This is a genomic window from Streptomyces sp. NPDC005141 (assembly GCF_053599975.1).
The window spans coordinates 45,136-70,136 of the sequence record NZ_JBSFYW010000045.1 but is presented as its reverse complement, the minus strand read 5'-3'; the positions used below and the strand labels follow the sequence as shown (position 1 = coordinate 70,136).

Sequence of the window (25,001 nt, the reverse complement as noted above, 5' to 3'; positions counted from 1 at the left end):
ATGACTGAACGCATCGACGTGGAGTTCACGGCGGACGGGGGCGTGACGCTACGCGGCTGGCTCTACCTGCCGAACGCCAAGGGCCCGCGCCCCGCGATCACGATGGCGCACGGATTCGGCGCCAACCGGGAGATGGGCCTCGACCCGTACGCGCGCAAGTTCGCCGACGCCGGCTTCGTGGTCCTCATCCACGATCACCGCACGTTCGGTGCCAGCGACGGCGAGCCCCGCAACGACGTCGACCCGTGGCGTCAGATCGCGGACTGGCGCCGCGCGATCAGCTTCCTGGAGGCCCGTCCGGAGGTCGACGCGGACCGCATCGGGGTGTGGGGTTCGAGCTTCTCGGGCGGCCATGCGATCGTGCTCGGCGCAACCGACGTGCGGATCAAGGCCGTGGTGTCGCAGGTGCCCACCATCAGCGGATTCGAGCAGTGGCAGCGCAAGGTCCCGCCGGAGCGCATCGCCGCCTTCGAGCTCGCCCAGGCCGACGCCGAACGCGCCCTGGCCGCCGGCGGTGAACTGCCGTACCAGACCTCCATCGGCGACGATCCCACCGACCCGGCCCTGTACAACAGCCCGGACGCCGTGCGCTTCTACCACGACCTGGTTCCCCCGGGCCGCGAGAACAACACGGTGACGCTGCGCTCCAGCCGGGCCGCGCGGCTGTACGAGCCGGGCGTATGGATCTCCCGGGTCTCACCCAAGCCGCTCATGATGATCGTCGAGACCGGCGAGACGGTGGTCCCGGCCGACATCCAGCTCGCCGCCTTCGAGCGCGCGCTGGCCCCGAAGGAGCTGGTGCTGCTGCCCGGCGGGCACTTCGACGCGTACAAGGTGCACTTCGAGGAATCCAGCGGGGCCGCGCTGTCGTGGTTCCGCACCCACCTCGCCCCGGACACGGCGTCGACCGGCTCGTGAAACGGAGGCGGTTCCGGCTGCTGCCGGCACCGCCTCCCCAGCAGGTGACCGCGCCCTGTCACGCGGTGCCCGCCGTCGACCGGGCCGTCGGGGAGCATGTGGCCGTCGTACAGGGGCATCGGTATCCGGTCGAGGTGATCTCCCCACATAGGGTGTACCACCACATCCCGCTCAGCTTCCGCTAGGTCGAGGGGCTCATGCTCGAGCGCATCGCATCTGGACGAGGCCTTCATCTAGACGAACTGCGAACAGTGGTACCGGTGTTGCGAGCCGTTGATCAGGGCGACACGTCCTGAACATGCTCGGCGGGTGGTAGTGACCGACAGAACAGATACCAGCCCACACGCAGCGCACATGACCGCGCACGCCTACGGAGCCAAGATGACCGTTCGCATCGCTGTCCCGGAGCAGATCACCGGCGTCTCCGGTCTGACCATCACGGCCTGAGCGCAGGCCTGGAACCGGGCTTCACCGCGATCGCAAGCACGCCAGAAACCGCCCACATCCACCCTCGTGTTGGCGAGCACGGCGCGACAGCTTGGCTCGCCGGCTCTCAGTTGACATGACTACTCGTGATACGCGGAGAGCTTCGGCAGGATCACGCGGCACAACGAGCCGGCGTCGTGGTGGATGGCGTGCGTGCACGGCCGCAACTCGCTTCCGGTGCCGGGCAGTTCACCGGTGCCCTCGTTGCGTGCGTATCGGGGGTGGGAGCCCCTGGCGATCAGCAGACGGATCCGGTGGCCGGCCTTGACCTGGTGGGCGCAGGCGTCCAGCCACACGCGCACGGTCTGCGCCTGGTCGATGGACGAGGTGGGGTCCAGCCGGAGGAATCCTTCGGTGAAGTTGCGGGACACGCCCTTGGAGTCGACGTCGCAGAGCCGTACGAAGACGTCGGCGTGCGGGTTGCTCCTGGCGTGCGCCAGCTCGACGACCGGTGTTCCCTTGATCTCCAGCGGTGCCGTCAGCGGGTCGGTGGTGAAGGTGAACACATCGGAGCGGCTCTCCAGCTTCGCGTTGTCCTTGCTTCCGCTGTCGAGGGAGAGAAGGGGGCCGCCGAGGGTCGGGGTGGGGTTCGCCGGGTCGTAGACATACGTGGACGGCGCACCACCGCTGGGCTCGTCGACCAGAAGTCTTCCGCCCGGCTGCAGGTAATGCACGGTCTCGCCCGCCGCCGGTGGCCATTCGGCCAGGTGTCGCCAGGCGCCCTGTCCGGTGACGTACACCTCGACCGGGGGTATGGACCGTGGCTGGGCCGGCGCTTCGTCGGCAAGGTGTGTCTCCAGCCATTCCAGACTGCCGCGGAGCAGGTGCCCCATGCCCTTCAGGGCCAGCTCGTTGTGGGTCCAGGGGTCGACAGCGAGCGAGACGTCGACCCCGCGAGTACGCAGCGACTGGTACTGGTGCAGGGTCTGGTCGAGGAAGAGGTCCTGCCAGCCTGCGGTGAGCCGCACCGGAACGTTCGCCCGCTGCAGAGCCTCGTCGAGCTTGAGCCGATCCCACACCGGGTCGTTGGAGTCGGGGGTCGTCAGCCATTCCCGAAGCCACGGCGCGCGGCGCTCGGTCGCAGTGTCGGCCGCGTCGGCCAACGGGAGGGCGTCGAAGACCGGGGCCAGCCGTCGCTTCATCGCCAGGGCCCGGGCCGCAGCCCGCAGTCCGGTGAATCGCTCCTGGTTGATCAACATCGCTGCCCAGTGCAAGAAGTCGCCCACGTGGAACGCTCAGCCTCCGTAGACCGCCTCGTACATGTTGTGCGGGGCGACGGCGATCAAGCACGTACGCAGTTCAGTGGGCGGATCCATCGGCAGCGCCCACTGGGTCCAGCCCACGTACGAACCCCCGGAGGTCGCCAGCCGCCCGTCGAACCACGGCTGGGTCCGCAGCCAGGCCACCGCGTCCTGAGCGTCGTCGGCCTCGTTCGCCATCGGGTAGAAGTCTCCCGTGGCGCCGAACGTGCCGCGGCAGCTCTGCAGCACGACGTGATACCCGCAGCCCGCGTAGACCCGCGCCTCCACGTCGCCGGGAAAGCCGCGCTCGTACGGAGTGCGCACGCCTTCCGCTGCACTCCGAAGCCGCCGGCGAAACCCGCTGACAGCCCACGGCGTACGGCCGGGCAGCGGGGTCGATCGGCCTGCCAGTCGCCCATTACCTTGGTCGTGCAGCCCGGTTCGGGCTCGCGGCCATCGGGGCCGGTACGACTCTTGCCGCTGCCCTTGATGATCCGGGGCGCTGTCACCGGTCCCGGCGGGAGCGGAGTCGAGGAGATCACGTCTCCCGCATTCGTTGTGCGCGAAGGAACGGATGTGGCGGCGGCTGCGGGATACCGGCACTGGTGGACCGCCTCGCCTTCGGCGCCAACGCGACTGCGCATACCTGCGCTGACCGCTCGGCAGTGGCGAGGCCGTCAGTTGGCCCGCCAGGCTGCTCCGGCAGCAGTGGCGCACGCGCCACTGCAGGTCTGCTGCCCCAGTGGCGGGCCCGGCTGTGATCTCCCCGTCGGGTTCGCGGTGCGCCTTTGCGACCGTGGCCGACAGCAGGTGGTCCGGAGACACACACTGAGCCCAAAGTGTGTCCGGCGGACGCCGTCTTGTGCGGACGCCACCGTTTCGGCCCAGGTCAGGAATTGGTGACGGCTTCGGCGCGCAATGCCCGAACGTCGGCCGCGCGGTCATTCCCGGGTTGACGAGAACGAGGTCGATCAGCCATCGGTGGCTTCCTCGCGGAGGGCTTGGAGTGAACACCATTTCATCGATCCGTCGATCCGTCGATCCGTCGATCCGTCGATCCGTCTCGACGAACGGCCGGCCGCACTTGTGCGTGTGGTGCTCTTCTCTGCCTGCGGGTGCCGGTGGTGCCTTCTTCATCGGAGGAAGAAGTTGAGGAGACGTTCGGTGCGCTTGCTGAAGGGGGCGTGCAGCATGCGGGTGGCGTTCCAGCGTCCCTGTACGTGGATGCCCTTGGGGTGGCTGAGGGTGCGGAATCCTTCGACGCCGTGGTACTTGCCCATGCCACTGGCGCCGACGCCGCCGAAGGGCAGGTCGTCCTGCGCGACATGCATGATCGTGCCGTTGACGGTGACGTTGCCGGAGGTCGTGCGGTCGAGGACCCTGCGCCGCTCGGGGCCGTTGTCGCCGAAGTAGTAGAGGGCGAGCGGGCGCGGCCGGGCGTTGACGTAGTCGATGGCGTCGTCGATGTCGCGGTAGCCGAAGATCGGCAGGATGGGGCCGAAGATCTCCTCGTGGGCGATGCGCATGTCGTCGGTGACGCCGAGCACGACGGTCGGCGCGAGGGTGTGCGGACGGCGGGCCGCGTCGCCCGGCCGGTGTCCGACCTCGATGATCCGCGCCCCGTGCGCGCGGGCGTCCTCGATCAGGTCGGTGAGGATCCTGTACTGCTTGTCGTCGATGATCGAGGTGTAGTCGTCGCTGGTGGGGCCGTCGGGGTAGGCGGCCTTCACCAGTCTGTCGTAGGTGGCGATGAAGGCGTCGATCTCGGATTCGTGCACCAGGGCGTAGTCGGGGGCGATGCAGGTCTGCCCGCCGCTGAGGAGCTTGCCGAAGACGATGTCTGACACGGCCTGGTCCCGGACGTGTCCCTTGGCCACGATGGTCGGGGACTTGCCGCCGAGTTCCAGCGTGACGGGGACGAGGTGGTCGCTGGCCGCCTTCATGACGGCACGGCCGACTTCGGTGCTGCCGGTGAAGACGAGATGGTCGAAGGGCAGTGAGGAGAACGCGGAGCCGTCGCCGCTGACCATCGTGACCTGCTCCGGCGGGAAGAGCTCGCTGAGCATCGACGCGAGCACCGCGTTCGTCGCCGGGGTCAGCTTCGACGGCTTGAGCATGACGCGGTTGCCGGCGGCGATCGCGGTGACGGCGGGCATGAGCGACAGGTTGACCGGATAGTTCCACGGCGAGATGACGCCGACCACGCCGAGCGGCTGGTATTGGATGCGGTTGCTGCCGAAACGCAGCAGCAGCTCGATGTGGCGGTGGGTCGGGCGCATGAATCGGCGAAGGTTGCGGTGCAGGTAGTCGATGCCCTGCACGACGCCCACGAGTTCCATCAGCGCGCTCTCGTGTCGCGAGCGATGTCCGAAGTCGGCGTCTATCGCCTCCTCGATGTCGCCGCGCCGCTCGAGCAGCGCCGCCCTGAACCTGATCAGATCGCTGCGACGGGCCTCCAGGGAGGGCGCTCCGTCGCGGAGGTAGGCGGCGCGCTGGACCTGGAGGATGTGCTGGAAGCGCTCCGCGTCGGTGGGCTGTGCGGTGATGTCGGCGATGGTCATGACGGTGTTCCTTAGCTGTTGACGAGGGCGGCGGGGGCGGGGTGCTGCGGGCGCTGGCGTCGGTCCATCCAGCCCATGAGCCGGACCATCGAGCGGCGCGGCAGGAGCCTTCCGAGGAGTGCGACCGCCTTGCCGTTGGTGACCACCGACGGGGGCGCGGACCGGCGGTCGAGCGTGTCGAGGGCGATCTTCACTACCTGCTCGGGGGTGGTCCGCTTCGTGCCGTAGTCGGCGGTGCCGCCGGCGACGTCGTAGAACTCGGTCCGGGTGGCGCCGGGGTTCACGGCGAGGACGCGCAGGTTAGTGCCGCGGGTCTCCTCCCACAGCGCTTCGGTGAAGTTGCGGACGAAGGCCTTGGTGGCGCCGTACGCGCTCATGTAGGGGGTCGGCTGGAAGCCCAGCAGGCTCGCGACGTTGATCAGGAGGCCGGTGTCGGCGGAGGTCAGCGGGTCGATGTAGGCGCGGCTGAGGTCGACCAGCGCGCTGATGTTCAGCGTGATCATGCTCTGCAGGCGATCGGGGTCCTCGTCGCTGAAGGCGTCGTGGGTGCCGAAGCCGGCGTTGTTGACCAGTCCGGTGGCGTGGATGCCGCGGGACTCGAGTTCGGCGCGCAGTGTGCGGCCGGCGTCGGGCTTGCCGAGGTCGCGGGCGACGGTGGTCACCGTGACGCCGTGGGCGTGGGTGAGTTCGGCGGCCAGGCTCTCGAGCCGGTCCGCCCGGCGGGCGACCAGCACGAGGTTCGCGCCGCGGCGGGCCAGCTGGCGGGCGAATTCGGCGCCGAGGCCCGAGCTGGCGCCGGTGACGATGACGGTCTGGCGGTGGTAGTCGATTTTGCTCATGGGTTCACTCTACGCACGGTTTTGCACTGAGTGCAAGTATCTGCATCAAGTGATACGGCGTACCATCGGTGCATGACTCAGAAACCGGCCCCTTCCCCCATCCGGGAACAGACCCGCTCCGTGGTTCGCTCACTGCTGGCCCGGACCGCCATCGAGCTGTTCGGCGCCAAGGGCTTCGACAACACGACCCTCGACGAGGTCGCCGCCGCCGCGGGCGTCTCCCGGCGGACCCTGTTCAACTACTTCCGCAACAAGGAGGACCTCGCGCTCAGCGGCCTGGACGAACAGGGCGAATTGATCGCCGCACGCCTCGCCGAGCGCCCGGCCGACGAGGATCCCTGGACGGCGCTGCGCGCGGCGTTCCAGGTGCTCGAGGAGATCGACATAACAGCCGAAGGGCGCCTGGAGTTCATCACACTGCTGTTCGGCAACGACTCCCTGCGCGCCGGACACACCGAGAAACAAGCCCGCTGGCAGAACCTGTTCGCACCGCACATCGAGCCGCGACTGCCCGACTCCGAGCGTCGCACTTTGCAGGCCCGCGCGATCGCGGCCGCAGCGATCGTCTGCATGCAGGCAGCCAACGAGGAATGGGTACGGCTGGGCGGACAGGCCGACATGTTCGACCTCTACGACACCGCCGTGCAGGCCGTCCGCCGCCCCACCTGAAAACGGCCGCATCCAGCACCACCACGCTCGTCGCCGTAGGGACCAGGGCCCGAACCGCCTGACCGCGCCCGGCAGGACCGAAGGGTTGGGCCACCGTGAGCCGCGCAACCGGAGGTCGTCCCCGGACGGGCAGGCGCAGCGGCCGGTGGCCGTCGGCATCGAGCTCGGCGAGCTCGCCGTCGATGTCCACCGTGTGGGTGCCGTCATACGAGCCAGGACTCCGGGGCCGGCCCGTGCCGGTGCTGTTTTCGCGTCGCCGACCTGTAGCCGGCCGCGCTCGACCAGGGGGTGGCAGGGCCGGCCCGCCGCGAGCAGGAGAACCGAGTCAGCGCGCTCGCATCGACCGGACCTGATCAGTCTCTGAGTCACCCGTGAACGGGGCGGCAGCCTTGGCCACGACGACACCAACGCCTGACGCCACCCCCCATGCACCGGGCAGGCCAGCTGAGCCGTCTGGTTCGCTCACACGCGTGCAGGAACTCAGTGGCTCGAGTGCGGTTGTGACTGCATCGGCAGCGCCCGGACCGGGGAGGTGAGCGACTGTCCGAGTGCGCCATCGAGCAGATGGCCGCTCCCTCGCCGTTCGCGCCGGTGGTAGGGCGGCTGGGGGTGTTTGCGCGGGGTCAGCACGCTGACCGCCTTCGGCCTGGCCGTCGAGGTCGGCGACTGGCACCGGTACCGGTGCCACCATCGGTTATCGGGGCCTGGTGCCACGGTCAGCCGCGAACTGCGGCGTAACAGCCGGCCGCACGACTACGGCCGATACGACGCGGACCTGGCCCACCATCGCTGCCGCGAACGCTCCGGGCGGCCGCGCCGGGCGAAGCTGGCCACGGACCTTGAGCTGCGTGCCGAGGTGCAGGCCAAACTGGATCTGGAGTGGAGCCCTGAACAGATCGCCGAGCATCTGCGCAGACGCTGGCCGGAGCGGCCCGAGCGGCACCTGTGTCACGAGAGCATCTACCGCGCGCTCTACCAGGGCGCCAAGGACGGCCTGAGCAGGACCCTGACCAGGAAACTCCGCACCGGTCGCCCGCTGCGCAAACAGCGACGCCGCGCCAGCCAGCGCATGCCCCGCTTCGTGGCACCTGCCCTCTTGATCGACCAGCGGCCGTCCGAGGTCGAGCTCCGCCAGCGCCTGGGAGACTGGGAAGGCGACCTGGTCGTCGGCGTCCGCAGCCAGTCCGCCGTTGCCACCCTCGTGGACCGCCGCACCCGCTACCTGCGCATCGTCGCGCTTCCCGACGGACACTCAGCCGCCCACCTGCGCGACGCACTCATCGCCGCGGTCAGCGAGCTCCCCGCACACGCCCGTCGCAGCCTGCCCTGGGACCAAGGCTCAGAGATGGCCCAACACCACGAGATCGCCCCGTACTTCACCGACGGCGTGTTCTTCGCCCACCCCGCCAGCCCCTGGCAACGCGGCACCAACGAGAACACGAACGGTCTCCTGCGCCAGTACCTGCCCAAGCGCACCAACCTCAACGTCCACTCCGTCGAAGACCTCCGAGCCATCGAAGACCGACTCAACAACCGACCCCGAAAGACCCTGGATTGGCAGACCCCCGCCCAGGCATTCGCCGCCGCTCTGGCACCATGAGCCTGCAACGTTGCGACGATCATGCGAATTCACCTTAGAACCCAGGCGTCGGAACTGGGTCACGATTCACCCGTCGCCGACACGGCAGCAGTCATGCCCGCCGGCTGCTGGTGCAGGCGTCCTGGCACCACCGCAAGCAGTACCGTCCGGGCCACGAGCTGCTGCGCCGCCAGGCCAGTCAGCGGGCCGCCGTCCGGGACCGGGCCGAGCGGGGCAACCGGCGTCGTAACCAGCGGTGGAAGCAATTTCGACGCCCGTGACAAACAGCCCACCATTGCCGCCGTGGCCGTGGCCCGCGAACTGGCCGGATGGTGCTGGAGCCTCGCCGCCATGGACGAGCCGTCCTGACCCCGCGGCCCGACAAGCAGCCGCTGGGAGACCGGCACGGGACAGGCAGCGCGAGGAGTACCCGCGGCACAGCTATGAGCAGTCACGTCCACAGCCGACAGGGCCACGCTCGCCCCTGGACCCGCGGGAACTCCCGACGCGTAACCGGTCACGCGGTACCCGACCCGCGCACATCAGCCTGACCGCGCGTCGACCGACACGCCTCACCACACGCGGTCACCCACCGGCCCTCACACCAGCGCGACCAGGACTGGCGCCCGCGCATCCAGTCGGCATCCGTATGCCCACTTGACAGCCGGGCCTCCGTATTAGCTGTTGCGAAGCTGCGCCGTCGTCGAAGCTGAGGTCGATGGTCTTTCCGGCGAGCGCGGGTGTGCCCGTCGCCGTCATCTCTCGGGTCCGGCGATCAGAACAGGCCGTTGTCGTGCGGCAGGGTGTCCGGGATGGCGGGGACGATGTCCCAGTGCTCGACGATCTTGCCATCGGCGACACGGAACAGGTCCCAGTACGCGACCGGCCCATCGAACTCGCCCTCGCCGACCACCAACACGAAGTTGCCCTCGGCGATCACACGGTGAACTGTCCCGTAGACGACGTTCTTGCCCTGCTCGGCCCACGCCGCAACGGCGGCGCCGAGCCCGTCAAGCCCGTCAGCGATCTCCGGGTGATGCTGGTCGTACTGCTCGGTGGAGACGAAGTCGGTCAGCACGGAGAAGTCTTGACCCTTGAGGACCTTCTCGGCGAACTCGATGACCAAGGCACGGTTGGCGTCAGTCTTGTCGAGGTCGCTGGCCTCCGCCGGGCCGTCGACCTGCGAGCGGCCCGAGACGGTCTTGGTGACCTGGGGGGTGAGGCCGTCCCAGTGCTCGGCGAGCTTGCCGTCTGCGACGCGGAACAGGTCGAAGGCGACCATCGGGTCCGGGCCGAATCCGTAGTAGACGCCGTGTACCGCGACCAGGTCGTCCTCGGCGATGACCCGTACGACCTCGTGACGGACGTCGTCGGTGAGTGACCCGATCAGCCCGCGCAGACCTTCGGGGCCGTCAGGCGCGGCCGAGCTGTGCTGGCGGTAGTCGGCAGCGACCCACCGGTCGACGGCGGCGACGTCCTTGTCGCCGAAAAGCTCCTTGAGTGCGGTGAGGACGGTGGTCTTGTTGTCGCTCATGTGCGTCATTCCTTGTGCTGGTGGCCCCGGTGGGCGGCTTGTGGTTCTGAGATCAACGTAGGTACGTATAGGGCCGGTCCTGCGGTAAGTTCGGGCCTCGTGATGGTCAATATCGGACAGCGTGAGCGCGATGCCATCCCGAGGGTGGACTTCAACGCGCGCGTCGGCACTCCGGCCGGCGTCGAGGTGATGTCACTGTCCGAGTTCCGGCGGCGTGGGGGCGGCGGGGTCACGCCGCAGCGCCCCGATTTCCACCACCTCATCACCACGGTCAGCGGGACGCTGAAACAGGAGGTCGACTTCACCACGTACGACGCGAGCCCCGGTAGCTGGTTGTGGGTCCGTCCGGGTCAGGTCCAGAGGTGGGGAGATCTGGGCGAGGTCGAGGGGCATCTCGTGCTCTTCGAAAGCGACTTCCTCGATCCGGCCACGGTGGTCGCGGCGCGCTTGGAGACGCCGGGCAGCCCGGTGCAGTACGACGCCGTCGACGACCACGGCGTCGATCTGGCGATCGAGCACCTCTGTCACGAGTTCGGTGCCGTCGGCGACAGTCCGCTCGACGTGCACATCGCCGTCCTGCGACACCTGCTGTCCGTGCTGGTGCTCCGGCTGGCCGACCAGCCGGGTGGGCTTCCCAGCACCACGGAGGACAGTGACACCTTCCGCCGATTCCGCGAGGCGGTCGAGCGTGACTTCGCCAAAACCCGTGAGGTCGCTGACTACGCCAGAAACCTGGGCTACTCCCCGCGCACGCTCACGAGGGCAACCGCATCCGCGGTCGGCACCAGCGCCAAGGGGTTCATCGACGAACGAGTCATGCTGGAGGCCAAGCGCCGCCTGGCCCACAGCGACGAGCCCGCCGTCCGTATTGCCGCACACCTCGGCTTCAGCAGTGCCACCAACTTCAACAAATACTTTCAGTCCCGAGCCGGACAGAGCCCGATCCAGTTCAGGAACGCGGCCCGGCAGGTCCCACGTCCGCAAGGTGAGCCCTGACGCTGCGGTCGTGCGTCCTGCGGATTCGGCTCCCTCTTCCGGCAAGGGCGTGGCGAAACGAGTCGACTCCGAAATCCACCCGGTCGCCGAGGAGATCAGAGCCCGAAGTCGCCCGGCCGGAATGTTCTCGAGGCTTCGCGTCGGCGGATGCGGCGGTTGACCAGCACGCCGAGGTCCTTGGGCAGGGCGGCCAATTCGCGGATCTGGGCCGCGGGCAGCTTCGGACAAGCGTTGAAGTCGAACTCCTCCACGACGGCCAGGAGCACGCCGATGGGAGGCGCCGCGAGCGGGGCGGGCGCGGCGCTGGTGCTCCCCGTCTGGCCGCCGACTGCGGACGTGCATCACCGACCTGGCGGACTGCCTTCAGCCGTCGGCCCCTGCGGTGAGCTCCGTACGCGTGTCCGGGCGAGCTGGCCGGGGCACCCGGACGGACCGATGGGCGGCTCGCTGAGGGCCGTCAGGGGGCGTTCTGATTTCGTTGAACGCCCCTCAGATTCAGAACATCGTGTTGTCGTTGGCGGAAGTGGCCGCCACGTCCTGAAGCACGTCCCAGTGCTCGACGATCTTCCCGCCCTGTACGCGGAACAGATCCACGACGGCCTGCCCGCGCTCGCCGGGCGCGTTCACGTAGTGACTGTGGACGGCGACCAGATCCCCCTCGGCGACAACGCGCTTGCGGGAGACGGCCAGCTGCGGGAACGCCCGGAAGTACGCCCCAAGGCCGTCTCGCGCACCGGCCAGACCATCCGCGATGCCGGGATTGTGCTGGTGGTACCCGGCGCTCCAGTACGTGTCGAGCGCGGACAGATCCTTGTCGACGATGAGCCGGTCGAACGCCTTGGTGACGAGCTTCTTGTTGGAGGCGGTGAGCCATCGAGGACCAGGCTGCCCGGTCTGCGGCCGACTGATGGTGGAGAACATGTCGTTGCCATTGACACTGCTGCCGGGGACGTCCTGAAGCACATCCCAATGCTCGGCGATCTTGCCGTCCTGGAACCGGAAAATGTCGAATACGGCCGAGCCTCGACTTCCCGGCGTCAGTACGAGGTTGGAGTGCACCACGACGAGGTCGTTCTCGGAGATGACCCGCTTGATGTCGTACTTGGTGTCGGGGAACTGCTGATGCAACCCGGCAGCGAAGTTCTTCAACGCCTCGGCGCCATTGGACGCGAGGGGGTTGTGCTGGATGTAGTCGGCTCGCACGAACCTGTCCACGACCTCAGTGTCACCCCGCTCGAACGCCTCCTTGAGGACGCGTACGGCAACGGTCTTCTGGTAGTCGAGCCGGGCGCCGCCGTCGACGTGCCCGATGGCGTGACCGGCGCTGACGGGCGGCGAGGCGAAGGCGGGTACGGTCACGGCGCCCAGCAGGGCGGACGTGGCGACCGTGGCGAGCAAGGCGCGACGGGTGGCCATGCGCCGGCTGGACATGTGGGAAGTCACGTTGTTCCCTCTCTTGGGACTCGGGCGGTTTGCTGGAAGGTCGGAGCGGACTTCAGTTCTTGGGGCCGAACATGTAGGCGTTGGCGACGTCGATGAGGGCTGCTCCCTGGTAGTCGGGGTAGCGCTCGGTGATGGCCTTCTTGTAGGCGTCTCCGTCGTCACCGAGCAGCTCCCGGCCGGCGTGGACGTAGTCGGTGAGCTCGGCCCAGACGGCCGGGGTGGTCGGCTCGCCGTGGCCGGGCAGGATGGTGTCGTACTCGGTCTCGGCCGCAAAGCGGTCGATGTTGGCCTGCCAGCCGTCGAAGTCCTTGTCCAGGAACCACAGGTGGGTGTGGTTGTAGACGACGTCCTGAGCGACGAGGACACCCTCCTCGGGCAGCTTGATCACGAGGGTGGTGTGGATCTCGCCGCCGGTGACCTTCTCGAACATGAACGGGATGCCGTCGATGACCTCGCTGCCCGGGGCGATCTCCACGGTCGGAGTCATGTCGGCGAGCGGGATCTCGGCGCCGGTGGGCAGGTCCGTCTTGGCACCCATGGCGACGATCTCCGCGGTGGTCTCCGGCAGCGCGTGCACGGGGACGCCGAAGCGGGCCGCGCCCTGGTAGTGGTCCGGATGCGCGTGGCTGATGACGAGGCGGTCGAGCGGCTTGCCCAGGCTCTGGGCGTAGGCGACGACCTCGTCGGCGTAGGCCAGGACGAACTGCGCGTCGACGGCGATGATGCGCGACGGCGTCTCGATCAGCTGGGTGGTGACGCCCAGGCCGTCCTCGGGCGAGACGTAGCTGTGGATGCGGACCTGGCCCTTGTCGATGACCGTAAGGGTGCCGTGCATGACTGTGCTCCTGTCGGAATGCGGATGAGCGGTGATGAGGCGACGCGGGGAGGGGCAGATTGTTGATGGCCGGCTCACGACCGACTATCGGCTGCAACGGACACGGCCGGCTTTCCATCCCCACGGGCCCGCGTCCCTGGAACAACTCCATACTGGGACGGAACCGGAGGTCGTGCGAGGTACGCTGCGGTCTCGTGATGGTCCACAGGCGACAAGCGCGGCAGAGGTCCGGTCGGCGGGAGACGGGCCTGCCGAAGGTGGGTTTCCATCCTCCTGCCGGAACCCCGGCGGGCATGGAGGTCATGACCCTGGCCGACTTCCGCGACCGCACCCGTGACTGGCCCTGGCAAATCGCCACCCCGCACCGGGCGGACTTCCACGCCCTGATGCTGGTCACCGCCGGCACCCTGCGCCACCGCGTCGACTTCACCGGGTACGTACTGCCGCCCGGTTCCTGGCTGTGGATCCGGCCCGGCCAGGTGCACCAGTGGCAGAACCCTGACCAGGCCGAGGCCGTCCTGATCTTCTTCCAGGAGGACTTCGTCGCTCCCGAGACCGCGGAACTGGCCGGACTCGGCACCGGCACCGCCCCGATGCCCTTGTACAGCCCCGATCCTTCGGAGGCCCCCGTACTGGCAGCTGCGGCCGAGCAACTGGCCGCGGAGTTCTCCCAGTCCGGCCGCCATCCGCTGCCGGCGCACACCGCCCTGCTGCACCGCCTGCTCGACGTCGTACTCCTGCGCCTGGCCCACCTGCGGCAGCACGGCCAGGCTGTGGAATCCGCCCCCGAGCCCTTCCTGCGCTTCCGCGACGCTGTCGAACGAGGTTTCTCCCGCACTCATCGCATCGACGACTACGCCCGGGAACTCGGCTACTCCACCCGCACCCTCACCCGTGCCACCCAGGCCGCAGCGGGCCTCAGCGCCAAGGACTACCTCGACCAGCGCCTCGCCCTGGAGGCCAAGCGGCTCCTCGCCCACGGCACCGAACCCGCCTCCACCATCGCTGCCCACCTCGGCTTCACCAGCGCCACCCACTTCGGCAAGTTCTTCCAACGCCACACCGGCCGCACCCCCCTGGCCTTCCGCGCCTCCCAACGTGCGTCACCGCCTGCGTAGCCGCCCACGCCACCTGACTGTGTGAACGAGTTCGGCGAGGGCTGCTCCGGGCGCCGGCCCGTTGGAGTCACGTGCAACGGATTCCATCCCTTGGGCCAAAACCTGACTGGGCCGACCTCGCCGCCGGGAAAGCGAGTGCGGCCGTTCACCGACGTGATCTTCGCCGGGCCAAAGCCCACCTCGCCGACCGGCTCCACGACCCCGGCCTCACGCTGCTGGCCGCCAGCCACGACCTGGGTTTTTCACTGCGTTATCTGCATGAGCTGTTCCGCGAGGCCGACACCGCACCGCGCGCATGGCTCTACGCCCTGCGCCTCGATCGCGCCCGCGCCATGCTGGTGGGGGGCGGATACGACGCCCAGAGCATCAGCAGCATCGCGCTGCGCGTCGGGTTCAAGGATGCTTCCCATTTCTCCCGGGCGTTCAAGTCCCGCTTCGGGACCAACCCCGCCACCTACCGCAGGACGCATTCAGCTGCGGCGGGCACGCGCTCGGACATGTTGATGTGAGGACGTTCGCCATCGGATTCCTGGCACGGCCGCTGGGCGGCACGTGTTCGGGCACTTCGGCGATCGGGTGGGGCACAAGCCGGCGCTGGTGACTGCGCTGTTCCTGATGGGCGGGTCGACGAACGAGGTCGGTTAAAAGGGACGGTGCGTCCGCTCGTCGACCACTTCGCGTACGGCGATGAGGAAGAAGTGACCGCGCGGGTCAGAAGTGGCCGGACGGGATCGGCTCAAATGTCTGTTCCGCCCAGATGGTCTTGCCCCGGGTGCTCTGGCGGGTGCCCCAGTGTTGGGTCAGCTGGGCGACGAGGAGCAGGCCGCGGCCGCCCTCGTCGTACGTGCGGGCGCGTCGGAGGTGGGGAGCCGTGTTACTGCCGTCGGAGACCTCGCAGATGAGGGTCTTGTCGTGGATCAGGCGGAGTTGGATCGGAGGTTCCCCGTGCCGGATGGCGTTGGTGACGAGTTCGCTGACGACCAGTTCGGTGACGAAGACGGCGTCGTCCAGCCCCCAGGCCTCGACCTGTGCCACCGCGTCCTTGCGGGCCTGGGCGACGAAGGAGGGGTCGTCCGGTATCTCCCATGTGGCGACCTGGGAGGCGTCGAGTGCGTGGGGGCGTGCGAGAAGGAACGCGACGTCGTCGGCCGGGCGCTGGGGCAGGAGATCGGCGAGCACCGTGTCGCACAGGGCGTCCAGGGAGGGCGCCGGCTGGGTGAGCAGGTGGCAGAGCCGGTGGAGGCCGTCGTCGATGTCGCGGTCCCGGGATTCGATCAGGCCGTCGGTGTAGAGGGCGAGCAGGCTGCCCTCGGGCAGGTCGATCTCGGCTGCCTCGAAGGGCAGGCCGCCCAGCCCCAGCGGGGGGCCGGCCGGGAGGTCGACGGGTTCGGCGGTGCCGTCGGGGCTCACCACGGCCGGAAGCGGATGTCCGGCCCTGGCGAGTGAGCAGCGCCGGGAGATCGGGTCGTACACGGCATACAGGCAGGTCGCGCCGACCTCACCGCCGATCTCCGGGTACCGGCCGGTCGGCTGGGCGTTCTCCTCCTCGGTGGACAGACGGGCCACCAGGTCATCGAGGTGGGTGAGCAGCTCGTCGGGGGGCAGGTCGATGTCGGCGAGAGTGCGGACGGCCGTACGCAGGCGGCCCATGGTCGCGGAGGCTCGGATGCCGTGGCCGACGACGTCGCCGACGACGAGGGCCACCCGCGCCCCGGACAGCTGGATCACGTCGAACCAGTCGCCGCCCACGCCGACGTGCGCGCCGGCCGGGAGGTAGCGGGAGGCGATCTCCACCGCCGCCTGCTCGGGCAGCCCCTGCGGCAGCAGGCTGCGCTGGAGCATCACCGCCGTACCGCGTTCTCGGGTGTAGCGGACGGCGTTGTCGATGCAGATGGCAGCCCGGGCCGCCAGCTCCTCGGCCAGCACCAGGTCGTCCTGTTGGAAGGGCTCGGGAAGGTGGTAGCGGACGAAGACGGCGACGCCCAGTGTGGTTCCGCGTGCCGTCAGGGGCACGGTCATCACCGAATGGGTGGCCGAGTTCACTGACTTTGGACATGCGGGCCGGGTCACGGGCGACCCACTCGGCAACCGCAGAGTCAGTCGTCCGGTGCACCGCGGGCCGCCCCGAGCGCAGGCTCTCGACCGGTGCGGAGCCCTCCGGGTACTCGTCCACGTCCCCCAGGCCCAGGACCGCCTCAGGGATGCCCGGGGTCACGGACTGGTGGGCGACGCGCCGCAGCACGAGATGGCCGGCCGCGGGCACACCTGCCGGGGGCGGCTCGTACGGGTCGTCCAGGGAGGTCAGCAGGTCGACGGTGACGAAGTCGGCGAGTTCCGGGACCGTCACGTCCGCCAGCTCCTGCGCCGTCCGCATCACATCGAGGGTGGTGCCGATGCGCCGGCCGGCCTCGGCGATCAGCTGGAGCCGCTTGCGTGCCCAGTACTGCTCCGTGATGTCGCGCGCGGTGTGGCAGACGCCGCGCAGTTCGCCCACCTGGTCCCGCAGCGGCGACAGAACGGTCGACCAGGCGTGCTCGCGCCTCTCACCGGGGGCGCGCAGAAAGTGCTCCCGGTACTGCGGCTCGCCGGTCTCCAACACACGCACCAGGCCCTGTGCCAGCTGATCAGCGTCCGGGCTGTCCCAGATCTCGTCGAGGTGCAGTCCGCGCATGTCGTCCTCGGTGAGGCCCAGGATCTGTTCCGTTTCGTCGTTGACACGCCGCAGCAGGAGACTGGTGTCGTACAGCGCCTGCGCACAGGAAGGGAACTGGGCGAAGCTCCAGCTCACGAGGGCGTCGTCGGAAGGCCGGGGCTGCTTCGGGGCCAGGGCGGACACCAGGAACCACTCGCGGGTACCGCTCTCCGGTGTCCTGTGGTGCGCGAGGACCTTGATCTCCAGCCGCCGGCCGTCACGGTGCCGGACGGAGAGCTTCCCGTGCCATCTCGGCAGCTCCGCGAGGGATCGCAAGTCCTGCTCCGGGATCGGCTCAGCCAGCAGATCGGCCGCTGAGCGCCCCACGGTCTGAGCAGCCGAGTATCCCAGCAACTGCTCGGCCCCGGTGTTCCACCCGGTCACGGTGGCGTGCTCATCGACGGTGACGCGCACCGTGAGCGCCTCGCCGTCCACCTCTGCGAGCGGCCGCGTCGCCCAGTCAGCGGCGATGCGCTGGCCCATGATCGCTCATCTCGCTCTCACGGAGATCCGCTGTCCGCGATCCGCAGTCCGCGCATACCTCGGGCAGCGGATCGTTGAATCTAAGCCATTGTCCTCCCGTCCTGCGGCTTGGTCCAAGAGCGCCCCAGCGGGACAACGACGCGTAGCGGGTCCACGGTCATCGACCTGTTCTCTCGCCGCCTGCTCGGCTACGCGATGGGAGAGCGGCACAATGCCGGCCTGGTCGTGGCTGCCCTGCACATGGCCGCGGCCCCCCGCAGCGGGACCGTGTGAGGCGTCATTTTCATACGACCCGCGGCAGCGAGTAGGTCTCACGGAAGTTCCGCCGCGCCTGCCCCAAGCTGGGCGTCTTCCAGTCCATGGGCAGGGTCGCAGCCCACATCCCCATGTAAGCCCCAGCCGACTCAGCGAGGAGCTGGCTGCATAGAAGGGTCTCCACGGTTCGAGGACTGGCATTCGCCTGGAGAGCCCTGGATCGGGGAACGGGGGGCACAGTTGCCAGATGGGTGCGGCAACTCGGTGCGGGGCGGGTCCCGCGAGCCGAAGATGCCAGAGCCTCGTCGAGGTTCTGGCATGTTCTTCGAGATGTATGCGCCGCGCGATATTCTTGCCGGCGCCCAGTCGGCCGACGGGATCTGCGCACCTGTGCCTAATTCCGAGGCGACGGCCTCGGGTCATCCGTCAGTTCACTCGCTTCCCTGGGCGGAGCAGCGGCCAGTCATCCGGCTTTCTGCCCTGTCAGGATTTCGTCTTGCACGTGCCGGAAATCGACCTGGGGTTCTCGGGACGAGGTGACGCTGCCCAGCCAACCCAGGGCGAACGCCGCGGGAACGGAAATCAGACCCGGGGTCTGGTACGGGTACCAGTTGAAACTCGCTTGCGGCCACAGCGCGAACGCGGTTCCCGAGACGATGGGTGAGAAGAGCGTGAGGACTGTGCAGAGCAGTAGTCCCCCGTAGACGGACCACAGTAGTCCTCGACGGCTGAAGCGACTCCAGAAGAAGGAGTAGATCAACACAGGGAAGACACACGAAGCCGCAACACTGATCGAAAACACGGCCAGGAATTCCATTGGATACCGGTGGATGGCAGCGGCCAACGACAGGCTCACCGCGCACATGCTGACGGCGGCCACGCGTAGTGCCCGCACCTCTCCGGTTTCCGTGCGGCGACGCTTGCCACCCGCGAAGACATCATGGCTGAGAGAGACGGCGGCAGCGAAGGTCACGCTGGTCATGGTCGTGATCACAGTGAGGAACACGACGCATGCCAAGACGGTGATGAGCACGATGCGTCCCGTCGAACCGTCATGGAGCACCTCCGAGGCCAGCTGGATCGGGGACGACTCCCCAGCGGCATCGACCGCGCTGATACCGGACGCACCCACCACGGCTGCTGCCGCGAAGCCGGTGGTGATCAGCAGTAGAACGAATGCGCCAACCAGTCCTGTGGCGATGCTCACGGATCGCCGTGCCGTGCGGCCGGTTCGGGACGCGCTGACCCGAAGGATCTGGTAAGGCATCACGGCCATGCCGAGGATGAGGACGATGTGATTGCCGAACGTGTTGAGTGAGCCGAGACTCACCGTGTAAGGCCAGAACCCCGGCTTCAGATATTTGTCCGGCGCCATGCTGTTGTCCACCGCGGCCGAGAGTAGAGATCCAGGGTCCCAGTCGAATTTCCTGACAGCCAGCAGTGTGATCACCGCAAGCGCCGCCAAAGTCAGCGGCACCTTGGCAACGTGCATGAAACTGGTGCCTCTCAGGCCCGCTACGGCGGCGAAGCAGGCGACGAGGCAGCCCATCAGGATCGTGCACACCACCTGTGCTCCGTCGCTCGTCATGCCGATCAGGAGGGCCGTACTGGTGCCGGCGACACGCAGGTTGATCACGATGAGGGGGAGCGAGATGGCCAGCGTCACCACGGTCGCCGCGATGCGGGGCCCCGTTCCCGGAGCCCGCAATGCGAAGAGGTCACCGACGGTGTAGCGGCCGCTGGTACGTATCTTCTGCGCGAGGAGCAGGATTACACCGAGCATGATCAGGAAGTCGAGCGCGTACGTGAACCCGTCATAACCGAACAGAGCGACACCGCCGGAGAACCCCAAAAGGGTGACGACCGAGATCTGTTCGCCGGCCATGGCGAATCCGTTGATGATCGGGGAGAGAGACCGGTTGGCGACATAGAGCCTCTCCGGATTCTCCACCTCCGCCGTGGCGAGAGTGAAGAGCCACAGCAGTGCCACTCCGATGAAAATGAGGAAGGCCATGATCACGGGGCGTCTCGCGTCCGAACCGATGGGATCGAGTACGCCCGAGGCCAGGATATCCATGGTCACCGTGTCACCACCGGGAACCGTTGACGGAGGCAACATCAAATACATCGGTGTGGAGTACGTCGGAGGTCAGACTCTGTTCGAGGGGATCGGCCGACCGGGTACTGCGCATCTCGTACAACCAGGCGGTGGCGATGAACAGGGCGCATTGCAGAACACCCCATACCAGTCCCAGGGTGAGCTCGCCGTACACCTGCACTGCGGGGACGTCGGTGAAGCAGGACAGCGTGATGCCGACGGCGAAGGGGGCCCCGTTGACGACAAGGAATTCGCGCTGCGCGCGATGCGAGGTCTCGCGGAGTCTGTTTACGTGTTGCGAGCGTCCGGCATTGTGCGTTTGGAGCGACGCCGGCGCACGGCCAGGGGGATTCGGGGGGAAATGCGAGTGCACGGAATCTCCAGGCATTGAGGGTGGGTAACGGCCCAGCGCGCAGCGTCCGATGGCGGGCAGGAGGATCCGGCCGGCCACGGGTTGACGGTGGTGAGCAGGGGCCAACGGGGCGCAAAGGCGGAGCACGGCATGCAGCACATGGGGGCTGCTCGCATCTGTTGCCACTCGATGCACAGGGTGCTGTGTCGAGGCCTGGCGGATCAACGCGGATGAAGAGCTGGGCACGGAATTGTGAGGTTCCAGCCGGACCTCGCGAAAGCGTGCGCGTATCTACCGGCTTCTGTTGCCGTCATGCGCCATGCTGCGATCAAGAGAATCACGGATTCTGTGATGACCTGTCAACAGCCTGTGGGATGTGTGCGACATGTCACTGCGTGCCAGCGAGACTTCGGAACTCGCAAGCTGCTCACCGATTCCCACCCTCCCCAGCGGGTTTGACCGCCAGCTGGTCGAACGAGGTCTGCCTGCCCGGCGGGTGCTCATGGCACTGGCAATTCCTCGGCGCCTCGGGGTACTTCGGCGGCCCGCTGGTGACCCGTGTCGCAGAGACATCCCAACGGTGGGGGCGGCAGGGAGCGGCACCGCCTCGCCGGACGTGGGCTGATCGCCGGGCCGGGTGGCCGAACTGTCGCTTCTGGGGCCTGAGTAAGGCCAAGGAGGGCAGTGAGCGCGCCTCGATGCGGCATCGGTTCAACTCTGCAGGGACGCCGCGGGTCGCACGACGTACTGGCGGAGATACAGGTCGCGGTAGGTGACGGGGCCGCGAGGGCCGGGGACGCGGTCGATGTTGATGCCGGTTTCCGGCAGGCGCAGGAGCTTGAAGCCGTCGAGGAGGCGTGTGGTGGAGTTCCAGAAGACGCCTGAGCCACCGTAGGCGTCCATGAACTCGGCTGCGGTGTCCGGGTCGTGGGTGGCGATGGCGGCGGCCAGTCCGGAGGTCTCCTCGTTGGCGATCCGTGCGGCTTCGGCGGGGCCGTCCGCCTCGTCGATCGTCACCGTCGCCGCATGCTCGGAGTCCAGGGACCACTCGTAGCCGCGCGCGTGGGCGTGCGGCGGCAGAGATGCGGCGACGCCCAGGTCTTCGAGAGTCCTCAGAATGCACGGCAGCAGCTTGTGGTGGACCGCCCGGTCGATGAGGAGCAGATTGAGCCGGTTGCAGACGCCCAGCCGGTCCAGGCTGCTGGTGACCAGCTCGTGCACCAGCTTCTCGTCGGCGTCCGGGGCCACGTACAGCACTCCGCCGCCGTCCGCGTGGGCCAGCGTGCGCACACCGTGGCGGGCGGCCTCGCGGCCGAGTTCCCGGGTGCTGTCGCCGCTGCCGCGCAGGATGACCAGGGGGACGGTCTCGGGCAGCGACACCAGCGCGTACGCCGCCGCCCGGTCCACACTCGGGACGAGCTGGATGGCGTCCGGGTCCAGCCCCGCGTCGGTGAGAGCCGGCGTGATCACATGCGTGACCAAGGCCTGGGAGGAGCGCAGGGCTGCCGAACCGGTGCGCAGCACGCCGCCGTTGCGGGACTTGAGGAACTGGGAGGCGACGTCGAGTGTCACATTCGGGCGCGCCTCGAAGTTCGCGCCGATGACCCCCACCGGGCGGCGGCGCTCCAGCAGGACCAGGCCGTCGGGACGCTCCTCGAGGACGCTGTCCCGCGGCTCGTGCGGCACGTCCGCCAGCGTGCGCAACGCCGCGGCCATGTCCTCGAGCCGCGGACTGGTCAGCCGCAGGCGGTCCTGCAGCGCCGCCGGCATCCCGCTCGAGACGGCCGACCGCAGGTCGTCCTGGTTCGCCGCCGTCAGCACGTCGCGTGCCGTGTGCAGCCGGTCCGCCATGGCCCGCAGCGCGGTGTCGATCTCCGCGTCCGACGCCCGGGCCAAGGCCGCCGCGCCCTGCGTCGCCTGGACGGCGCAGGCGTGCACCGCCTCCTGGACGGAGTGGGGCACGCTCATCTCGTTCCTGCTCACATCGGTCCCTTCACGGTTCAGGCTCACGGTGCGACAAATATGCGGCAGAGGATCGTTCAACAATCCTCGCGCGCGACCACTGTAAACCGCTCGGTTTCCTCAGGGCAACGGTGGAAGCGGTGGGGGCGCACCGTCAGAAGGTGACCAGCGGCTTGAGCGTGACCTCGCTCTCGCTGTCCTCGAAGGCCGGGTTGATGTCCTCGAACTCGTAGTGCTTGATGAGCTTGCCGAACGGAGACCTGCCGGCCTCGTAGAGAGCGATCAGCTGCGGGCTCAGCACCTGCGGCACGGCATCGCCCTCGAGGACGAAGGTCACACTGGCTCCGGTGAGTATCGTGCTGCCGATGTCGACGGGTGCCTCGGTGCCGGAGTTCGCCAAGCCCGCGATGGCGGCGTGGCCGAGCAGGCCCATCGATGTTCGCACGGCCCGGTGCCGTCGCGAAGCTCGGACGTGTCAGTGGCCAGGCCGCGAGCGCATCTGCCACTGGGTCATCGCGCCGAAGGCCAGAACGTTGGCTCGGCGGGTGGTGAAGCGCGAGGTCAGGGTCATCACCCAGTTGAAGGTGCCGGAGACGACGCTGGGCGGCGGGTTGCGCCGGTCCAGCGTGCGCAGTGCGGTGGTGACCACCTGGCGCGGGGTCTGCAGCCGTACACCGCGGGCCATGTCGTCGGAGCCGGCTGCGTCGAAGAACTCGGTGCGGGTCGGGCCCGGGGAGAGAGCGAGCACGCGCAGTCCGGTCCCTCGCGATTCCTGCCACAGCGCCTCGGTGAAGCTCAGCACGAAGGCCTTGGTCGCCCCGTAGACGGCGGCGTTCGGCCACGGCTGGTACCCGAGGGAGCTGGCGATGTTGACCAGGACACCGGTCAGCTGGTCGAGGAACGCCCTGGTGACGTCGACCAGGCCGGCCACGTTCAGGTTGATCTCCTGCTGGACGCGTGCCGGGTCTTCCTGACGGAACGGGCTGTGGGTGCCGAAGCCCGCGTTGTTGACGAGGCTGGTGACGGTGATCCCGCGCTGGGCCACCTCCTTGGCCAGCGCTTCGCCCGCGGCCGGGACGGTGAGGTCGAACGGGACCACCGTGACGGTGACCTGGTACTTCGCGGACAGCTCGTCGGCCAGGGCCTGAAGCCGGTCCGCGCGGCGGGCGACCAGCACGAGGTTGGAACCGCGCTCGGCGAACTGGCGGGCGAACTCAGCGCCGAGTCCGGCACTCGCCCCGGTGATCAATGTGGTCTGGGTGCGGTAGTCGATCTTCTTCATGGCGGTCGGGGACACGGTGCCCTTGCGGGTACCTCTTCCCCTTCTCCTCTCTTGCGACGGTCGGTAACCGTCATCTGGTGCCGAGACGGCCCCGGGGGCCCGCCTCGGCGATGGTCGTGACGTTTAAGGCCGTCATCCCTGGCTGCGGGGCGGTGATCACGTCGACCGCGCCCTCCTGCTCGTTGCCGATCCGGCTCACATGATGCGTCGCAGGATGCGGTCCTTGCCGCGGGTGTAGGGCGGATAGGCCACGCGCAGCGTGTCGAGCTGGAGTGGCTTGTCGAGGACGGACTTGATGTGGCTGAAGGTGTCCAGGGAGTACGAGCCGTGGTAGCGGCCCATGCCGCTCTCACCGACGCCACCGAAGGGCAGTCCTGCCACGCCGAGCTGAGCGGTCGGAACACCGAAGGCCAGGCCGCCGGAGGACGTCTCCGCGGTCAGGCGCCGCTTGGAGCGCTTGGACGCGGTGAAGGCGTACAGGGCCAGCGGCTTGTCCCGTCCGGTGATGAAGGCGATGGCGGCGTCCAGGTCGGGGACTCGGACGATGGGCAGGATGGGGCCGAAGATCTCGTCGCGCATCACAGCGGAGTCAGGGTCGACGTCGGCCAGCACGGTCGGGGCGATGTAGCGGGCGTCGCGGTCGTGGTCGCCGCCCACGACGGTCCGGCCGTCCTTCAGCAGGCCGGCCAGCCGGTCGAAGTGGCGCTCGTTGATGATGTTGCCGTAGTCGTTGCTGCGGGCCGGATCGGTGCCGTACATCTCACGGATCGCATCGCCCAGGTGCGCCTCTATCTCGGCTCCCGCGTCGCCTATCGCCAGCACGTAGTCGGGTGCCACGCAGGTCTGGCCCGCGTTCATGAACTTGCCCCAGGCAATACGGCGGGCGGCCGTCGCGAGGTCGGCGCCGGGTTCGACGACGGCGGGGCTCTTGCCGCCCAGCTCCAGGGTGACCGGTGTGAGATGACGGGCCGCGGCGGTCATCACGATGCGTCCGACCGCGCCGTTGCCGGTGTAGAAGATGTGGTCGAAGCGCTGTTCCAGCAGGGCGGTCGTCTCCGGCACCGCACCCTCGACGACGGCCACCGCCTGCGGGTCCAGGACCTGGGGCAGCCAGTGGGCGAGCACGGCCGAGGTCGCGGGGGCGACCTCGCTGGGCTTGAGGACGACCGCGTTACCGGCGGCCAGGGCACCGATGACCGGCGCCAGGGCCAGATTGACCGGGTAGTTCCAGGGGCTGATGACCAGCACGACGCCCAGCGGTTCACGCACGGTCCAGGCATGGGCCGGCACGAGCGACAGGGGCACGGCGACCCTCTTCGGACGCAGCCACCGGTCGAGATGACGCAGGGTGTGGTCGATCTCCCTGACAAGGAAGCCGATCTCCATCATGTGCGACTCGGTCGCGCTCTTGCCGAGGTCGGTCTGCAGCGCCTGAGCGAACACGTCCTGCTGTTCCGTCAGCAGACGTCGCAACGCCTGCAGTTGCTGCTTCCGCCAGGCCACGGGCTTGGTGCGGCCGGTGTCGAACGTGGCCCGCAGTCGCGCGACGGTCTCCGCCGCAGGGGCCGCCGCAGGGGCGATGTCCGGCTGACCGCCGGTGGGTGCGTTGGTGTTCATATCCAGAAGCATATACGAAACGAAAGTATTTCGTTTCGTTT

At 68.4% G+C, this 25,001-nt stretch carries 18 protein-coding genes and 2 pseudogenes; 6 read left to right on the top strand and 14 right to left on the bottom strand.

Annotation, left to right across the window (positions count from 1 at the left end; all coding sequences use genetic code 11):
- Nucleotides 1–918: an alpha/beta hydrolase gene (locus ACWD68_RS29435; protein WP_451809488.1), complete on the top strand. Its 918-nt coding sequence runs from the start codon at nucleotides 1–3 to the stop codon at nucleotides 916–918.
- A 566-nt stretch (nucleotides 919–1,484) separates the two neighbouring features.
- Here the strand turns inward: ACWD68_RS29435 and ACWD68_RS29430 are convergent.
- From ACWD68_RS29430 to ACWD68_RS29420, 3 genes and pseudogenes are all read right to left on the bottom strand, one after another.
- Nucleotides 1,485–2,969, bottom strand: a pseudogene (locus ACWD68_RS29430) (CocE/NonD family hydrolase).
- Nucleotides 2,970–3,778: 809 nt separating this feature from the next.
- On the bottom strand, nucleotides 3,779–5,206 hold the full coding sequence (locus ACWD68_RS29425) for a coniferyl aldehyde dehydrogenase (RefSeq protein WP_451809487.1): 1,428 nt from the start codon (nucleotides 5,204–5,206) through the stop codon (nucleotides 3,779–3,781).
- A gap of 11 nt (nucleotides 5,207–5,217) precedes the next feature.
- Nucleotides 5,218–6,045: an SDR family NAD(P)-dependent oxidoreductase gene (locus ACWD68_RS29420; RefSeq protein ID WP_451809486.1), complete on the bottom strand. Its 828-nt coding sequence runs from the start codon at nucleotides 6,043–6,045 to the stop codon at nucleotides 5,218–5,220.
- Nucleotides 6,046–6,117: 72 nt separating this feature from the next.
- Between ACWD68_RS29420 and ACWD68_RS29415 the strand changes: the two genes are divergently transcribed.
- Together ACWD68_RS29415 and ACWD68_RS29410 are read left to right on the top strand one after the other, a co-directional pair.
- Nucleotides 6,118–6,714 carry a TetR family transcriptional regulator gene (locus ACWD68_RS29415; RefSeq protein WP_451809485.1) on the top strand — a complete coding sequence of 199 codons (597 nt, stop codon included), beginning with the start codon at nucleotides 6,118–6,120 and terminating at the stop codon, nucleotides 6,712–6,714.
- Between the two features lie 613 nt (nucleotides 6,715–7,327).
- Complete coding sequence (locus ACWD68_RS29410; RefSeq protein WP_451809484.1) at nucleotides 7,328–8,314, top strand: IS30 family transposase; 987 nt, start codon at nucleotides 7,328–7,330, stop codon at nucleotides 8,312–8,314.
- Between the two features lie 754 nt (nucleotides 8,315–9,068).
- Here the strand turns inward: ACWD68_RS29410 and ACWD68_RS29405 are convergent.
- Entirely contained in the window at nucleotides 9,069–9,827 is a 759-nt protein-coding gene (locus ACWD68_RS29405; RefSeq protein WP_451809483.1) for a nuclear transport factor 2 family protein, read from the bottom strand.
- Between the two features lie 144 nt (nucleotides 9,828–9,971).
- On the opposite strand from ACWD68_RS29405, the gene ACWD68_RS29400 reads away from it, so the two are divergent.
- A complete protein-coding gene (locus tag ACWD68_RS29400; RefSeq protein WP_451809482.1) occupies nucleotides 9,972–10,823 on the top strand; it encodes a helix-turn-helix domain-containing protein in 852 nt (283 codons plus the stop codon).
- A gap of 95 nt (nucleotides 10,824–10,918) precedes the next feature.
- Here ACWD68_RS29400 and ACWD68_RS29395 read toward each other — a convergent pair whose 3' ends face one another.
- The 3 genes from ACWD68_RS29395 to ACWD68_RS29385 all read right to left on the bottom strand — a co-directional run bounded on the left by ACWD68_RS29395 (nucleotide 10,919) and on the right by ACWD68_RS29385 (nucleotide 13,101).
- Entirely contained in the window at nucleotides 10,919–11,074 is a 156-nt protein-coding gene (locus tag ACWD68_RS29395; RefSeq protein ID WP_451809481.1) for a hypothetical protein, read from the bottom strand.
- A gap of 244 nt (nucleotides 11,075–11,318) precedes the next feature.
- Nucleotides 11,319–12,254 carry a nuclear transport factor 2 family protein gene (locus ACWD68_RS29390; RefSeq protein ID WP_451809480.1) on the bottom strand — a complete coding sequence of 312 codons (936 nt, stop codon included), beginning with the start codon at nucleotides 12,252–12,254 and terminating at the stop codon, nucleotides 11,319–11,321.
- Between the two features lie 64 nt (nucleotides 12,255–12,318).
- Nucleotides 12,319–13,101: an MBL fold metallo-hydrolase gene (locus ACWD68_RS29385; RefSeq protein WP_451809479.1), complete on the bottom strand. Its 783-nt coding sequence runs from the start codon at nucleotides 13,099–13,101 to the stop codon at nucleotides 12,319–12,321.
- Between the two features lie 293 nt (nucleotides 13,102–13,394).
- Between ACWD68_RS29385 and ACWD68_RS29380 the strand changes: the two genes are divergently transcribed.
- Nucleotides 13,395–14,219, top strand: coding sequence for a helix-turn-helix domain-containing protein (locus ACWD68_RS29380; protein WP_451809478.1), 825 nt, complete (start codon nucleotides 13,395–13,397; stop codon nucleotides 14,217–14,219).
- 71 nt (nucleotides 14,220–14,290) lie between these two features.
- Nucleotides 14,291–14,728, top strand: a complete 438-nt coding sequence (locus ACWD68_RS29375) for a helix-turn-helix domain-containing protein (RefSeq protein WP_451809477.1) — start codon at nucleotides 14,291–14,293, stop codon at nucleotides 14,726–14,728.
- Nucleotides 14,729–14,930: 202 nt separating this feature from the next.
- Here the strand turns inward: ACWD68_RS29375 and ACWD68_RS29370 are convergent.
- The 7 genes and pseudogenes from ACWD68_RS29370 to ACWD68_RS29340 form a co-directional block, all read right to left on the bottom strand.
- Nucleotides 14,931–17,394: pseudogene (locus ACWD68_RS29370) on the bottom strand (SpoIIE family protein phosphatase).
- A 718-nt stretch (nucleotides 17,395–18,112) separates the two neighbouring features.
- Nucleotides 18,113–19,726: a sodium:solute symporter family transporter gene (locus ACWD68_RS29365; RefSeq protein ID WP_451809476.1), complete on the bottom strand. Its 1,614-nt coding sequence runs from the start codon at nucleotides 19,724–19,726 to the stop codon at nucleotides 18,113–18,115.
- Nucleotides 19,727–19,736: 10 nt separating this feature from the next.
- Nucleotides 19,737–20,198 (bottom strand): DUF485 domain-containing protein, encoded by a 462-nt coding sequence (locus ACWD68_RS29360; RefSeq protein WP_451809475.1) that lies wholly within the window; start codon nucleotides 20,196–20,198, stop codon nucleotides 19,737–19,739.
- Nucleotides 20,199–20,810: 612 nt separating this feature from the next.
- A complete protein-coding gene (locus tag ACWD68_RS29355) occupies nucleotides 20,811–22,082 on the bottom strand; it encodes an aldehyde dehydrogenase family protein (protein ID WP_451809474.1) in 1,272 nt (423 codons plus the stop codon).
- Nucleotides 22,083–22,215: 133 nt separating this feature from the next.
- Nucleotides 22,216–22,506 (bottom strand): hypothetical protein, encoded by a 291-nt coding sequence (locus ACWD68_RS29350; RefSeq protein WP_451809473.1) that lies wholly within the window; start codon nucleotides 22,504–22,506, stop codon nucleotides 22,216–22,218.
- A gap of 30 nt (nucleotides 22,507–22,536) precedes the next feature.
- Nucleotides 22,537–23,343 carry an SDR family NAD(P)-dependent oxidoreductase gene (locus ACWD68_RS29345; protein ID WP_451809472.1) on the bottom strand — a complete coding sequence of 269 codons (807 nt, stop codon included), beginning with the start codon at nucleotides 23,341–23,343 and terminating at the stop codon, nucleotides 22,537–22,539.
- Nucleotides 23,344–23,538: 195 nt separating this feature from the next.
- On the bottom strand, nucleotides 23,539–24,960 hold the full coding sequence (locus tag ACWD68_RS29340) for an aldehyde dehydrogenase family protein (RefSeq protein WP_451809471.1): 1,422 nt from the start codon (nucleotides 24,958–24,960) through the stop codon (nucleotides 23,539–23,541).
- Between the last annotated feature and the right edge of the window lie 41 nt (nucleotides 24,961–25,001).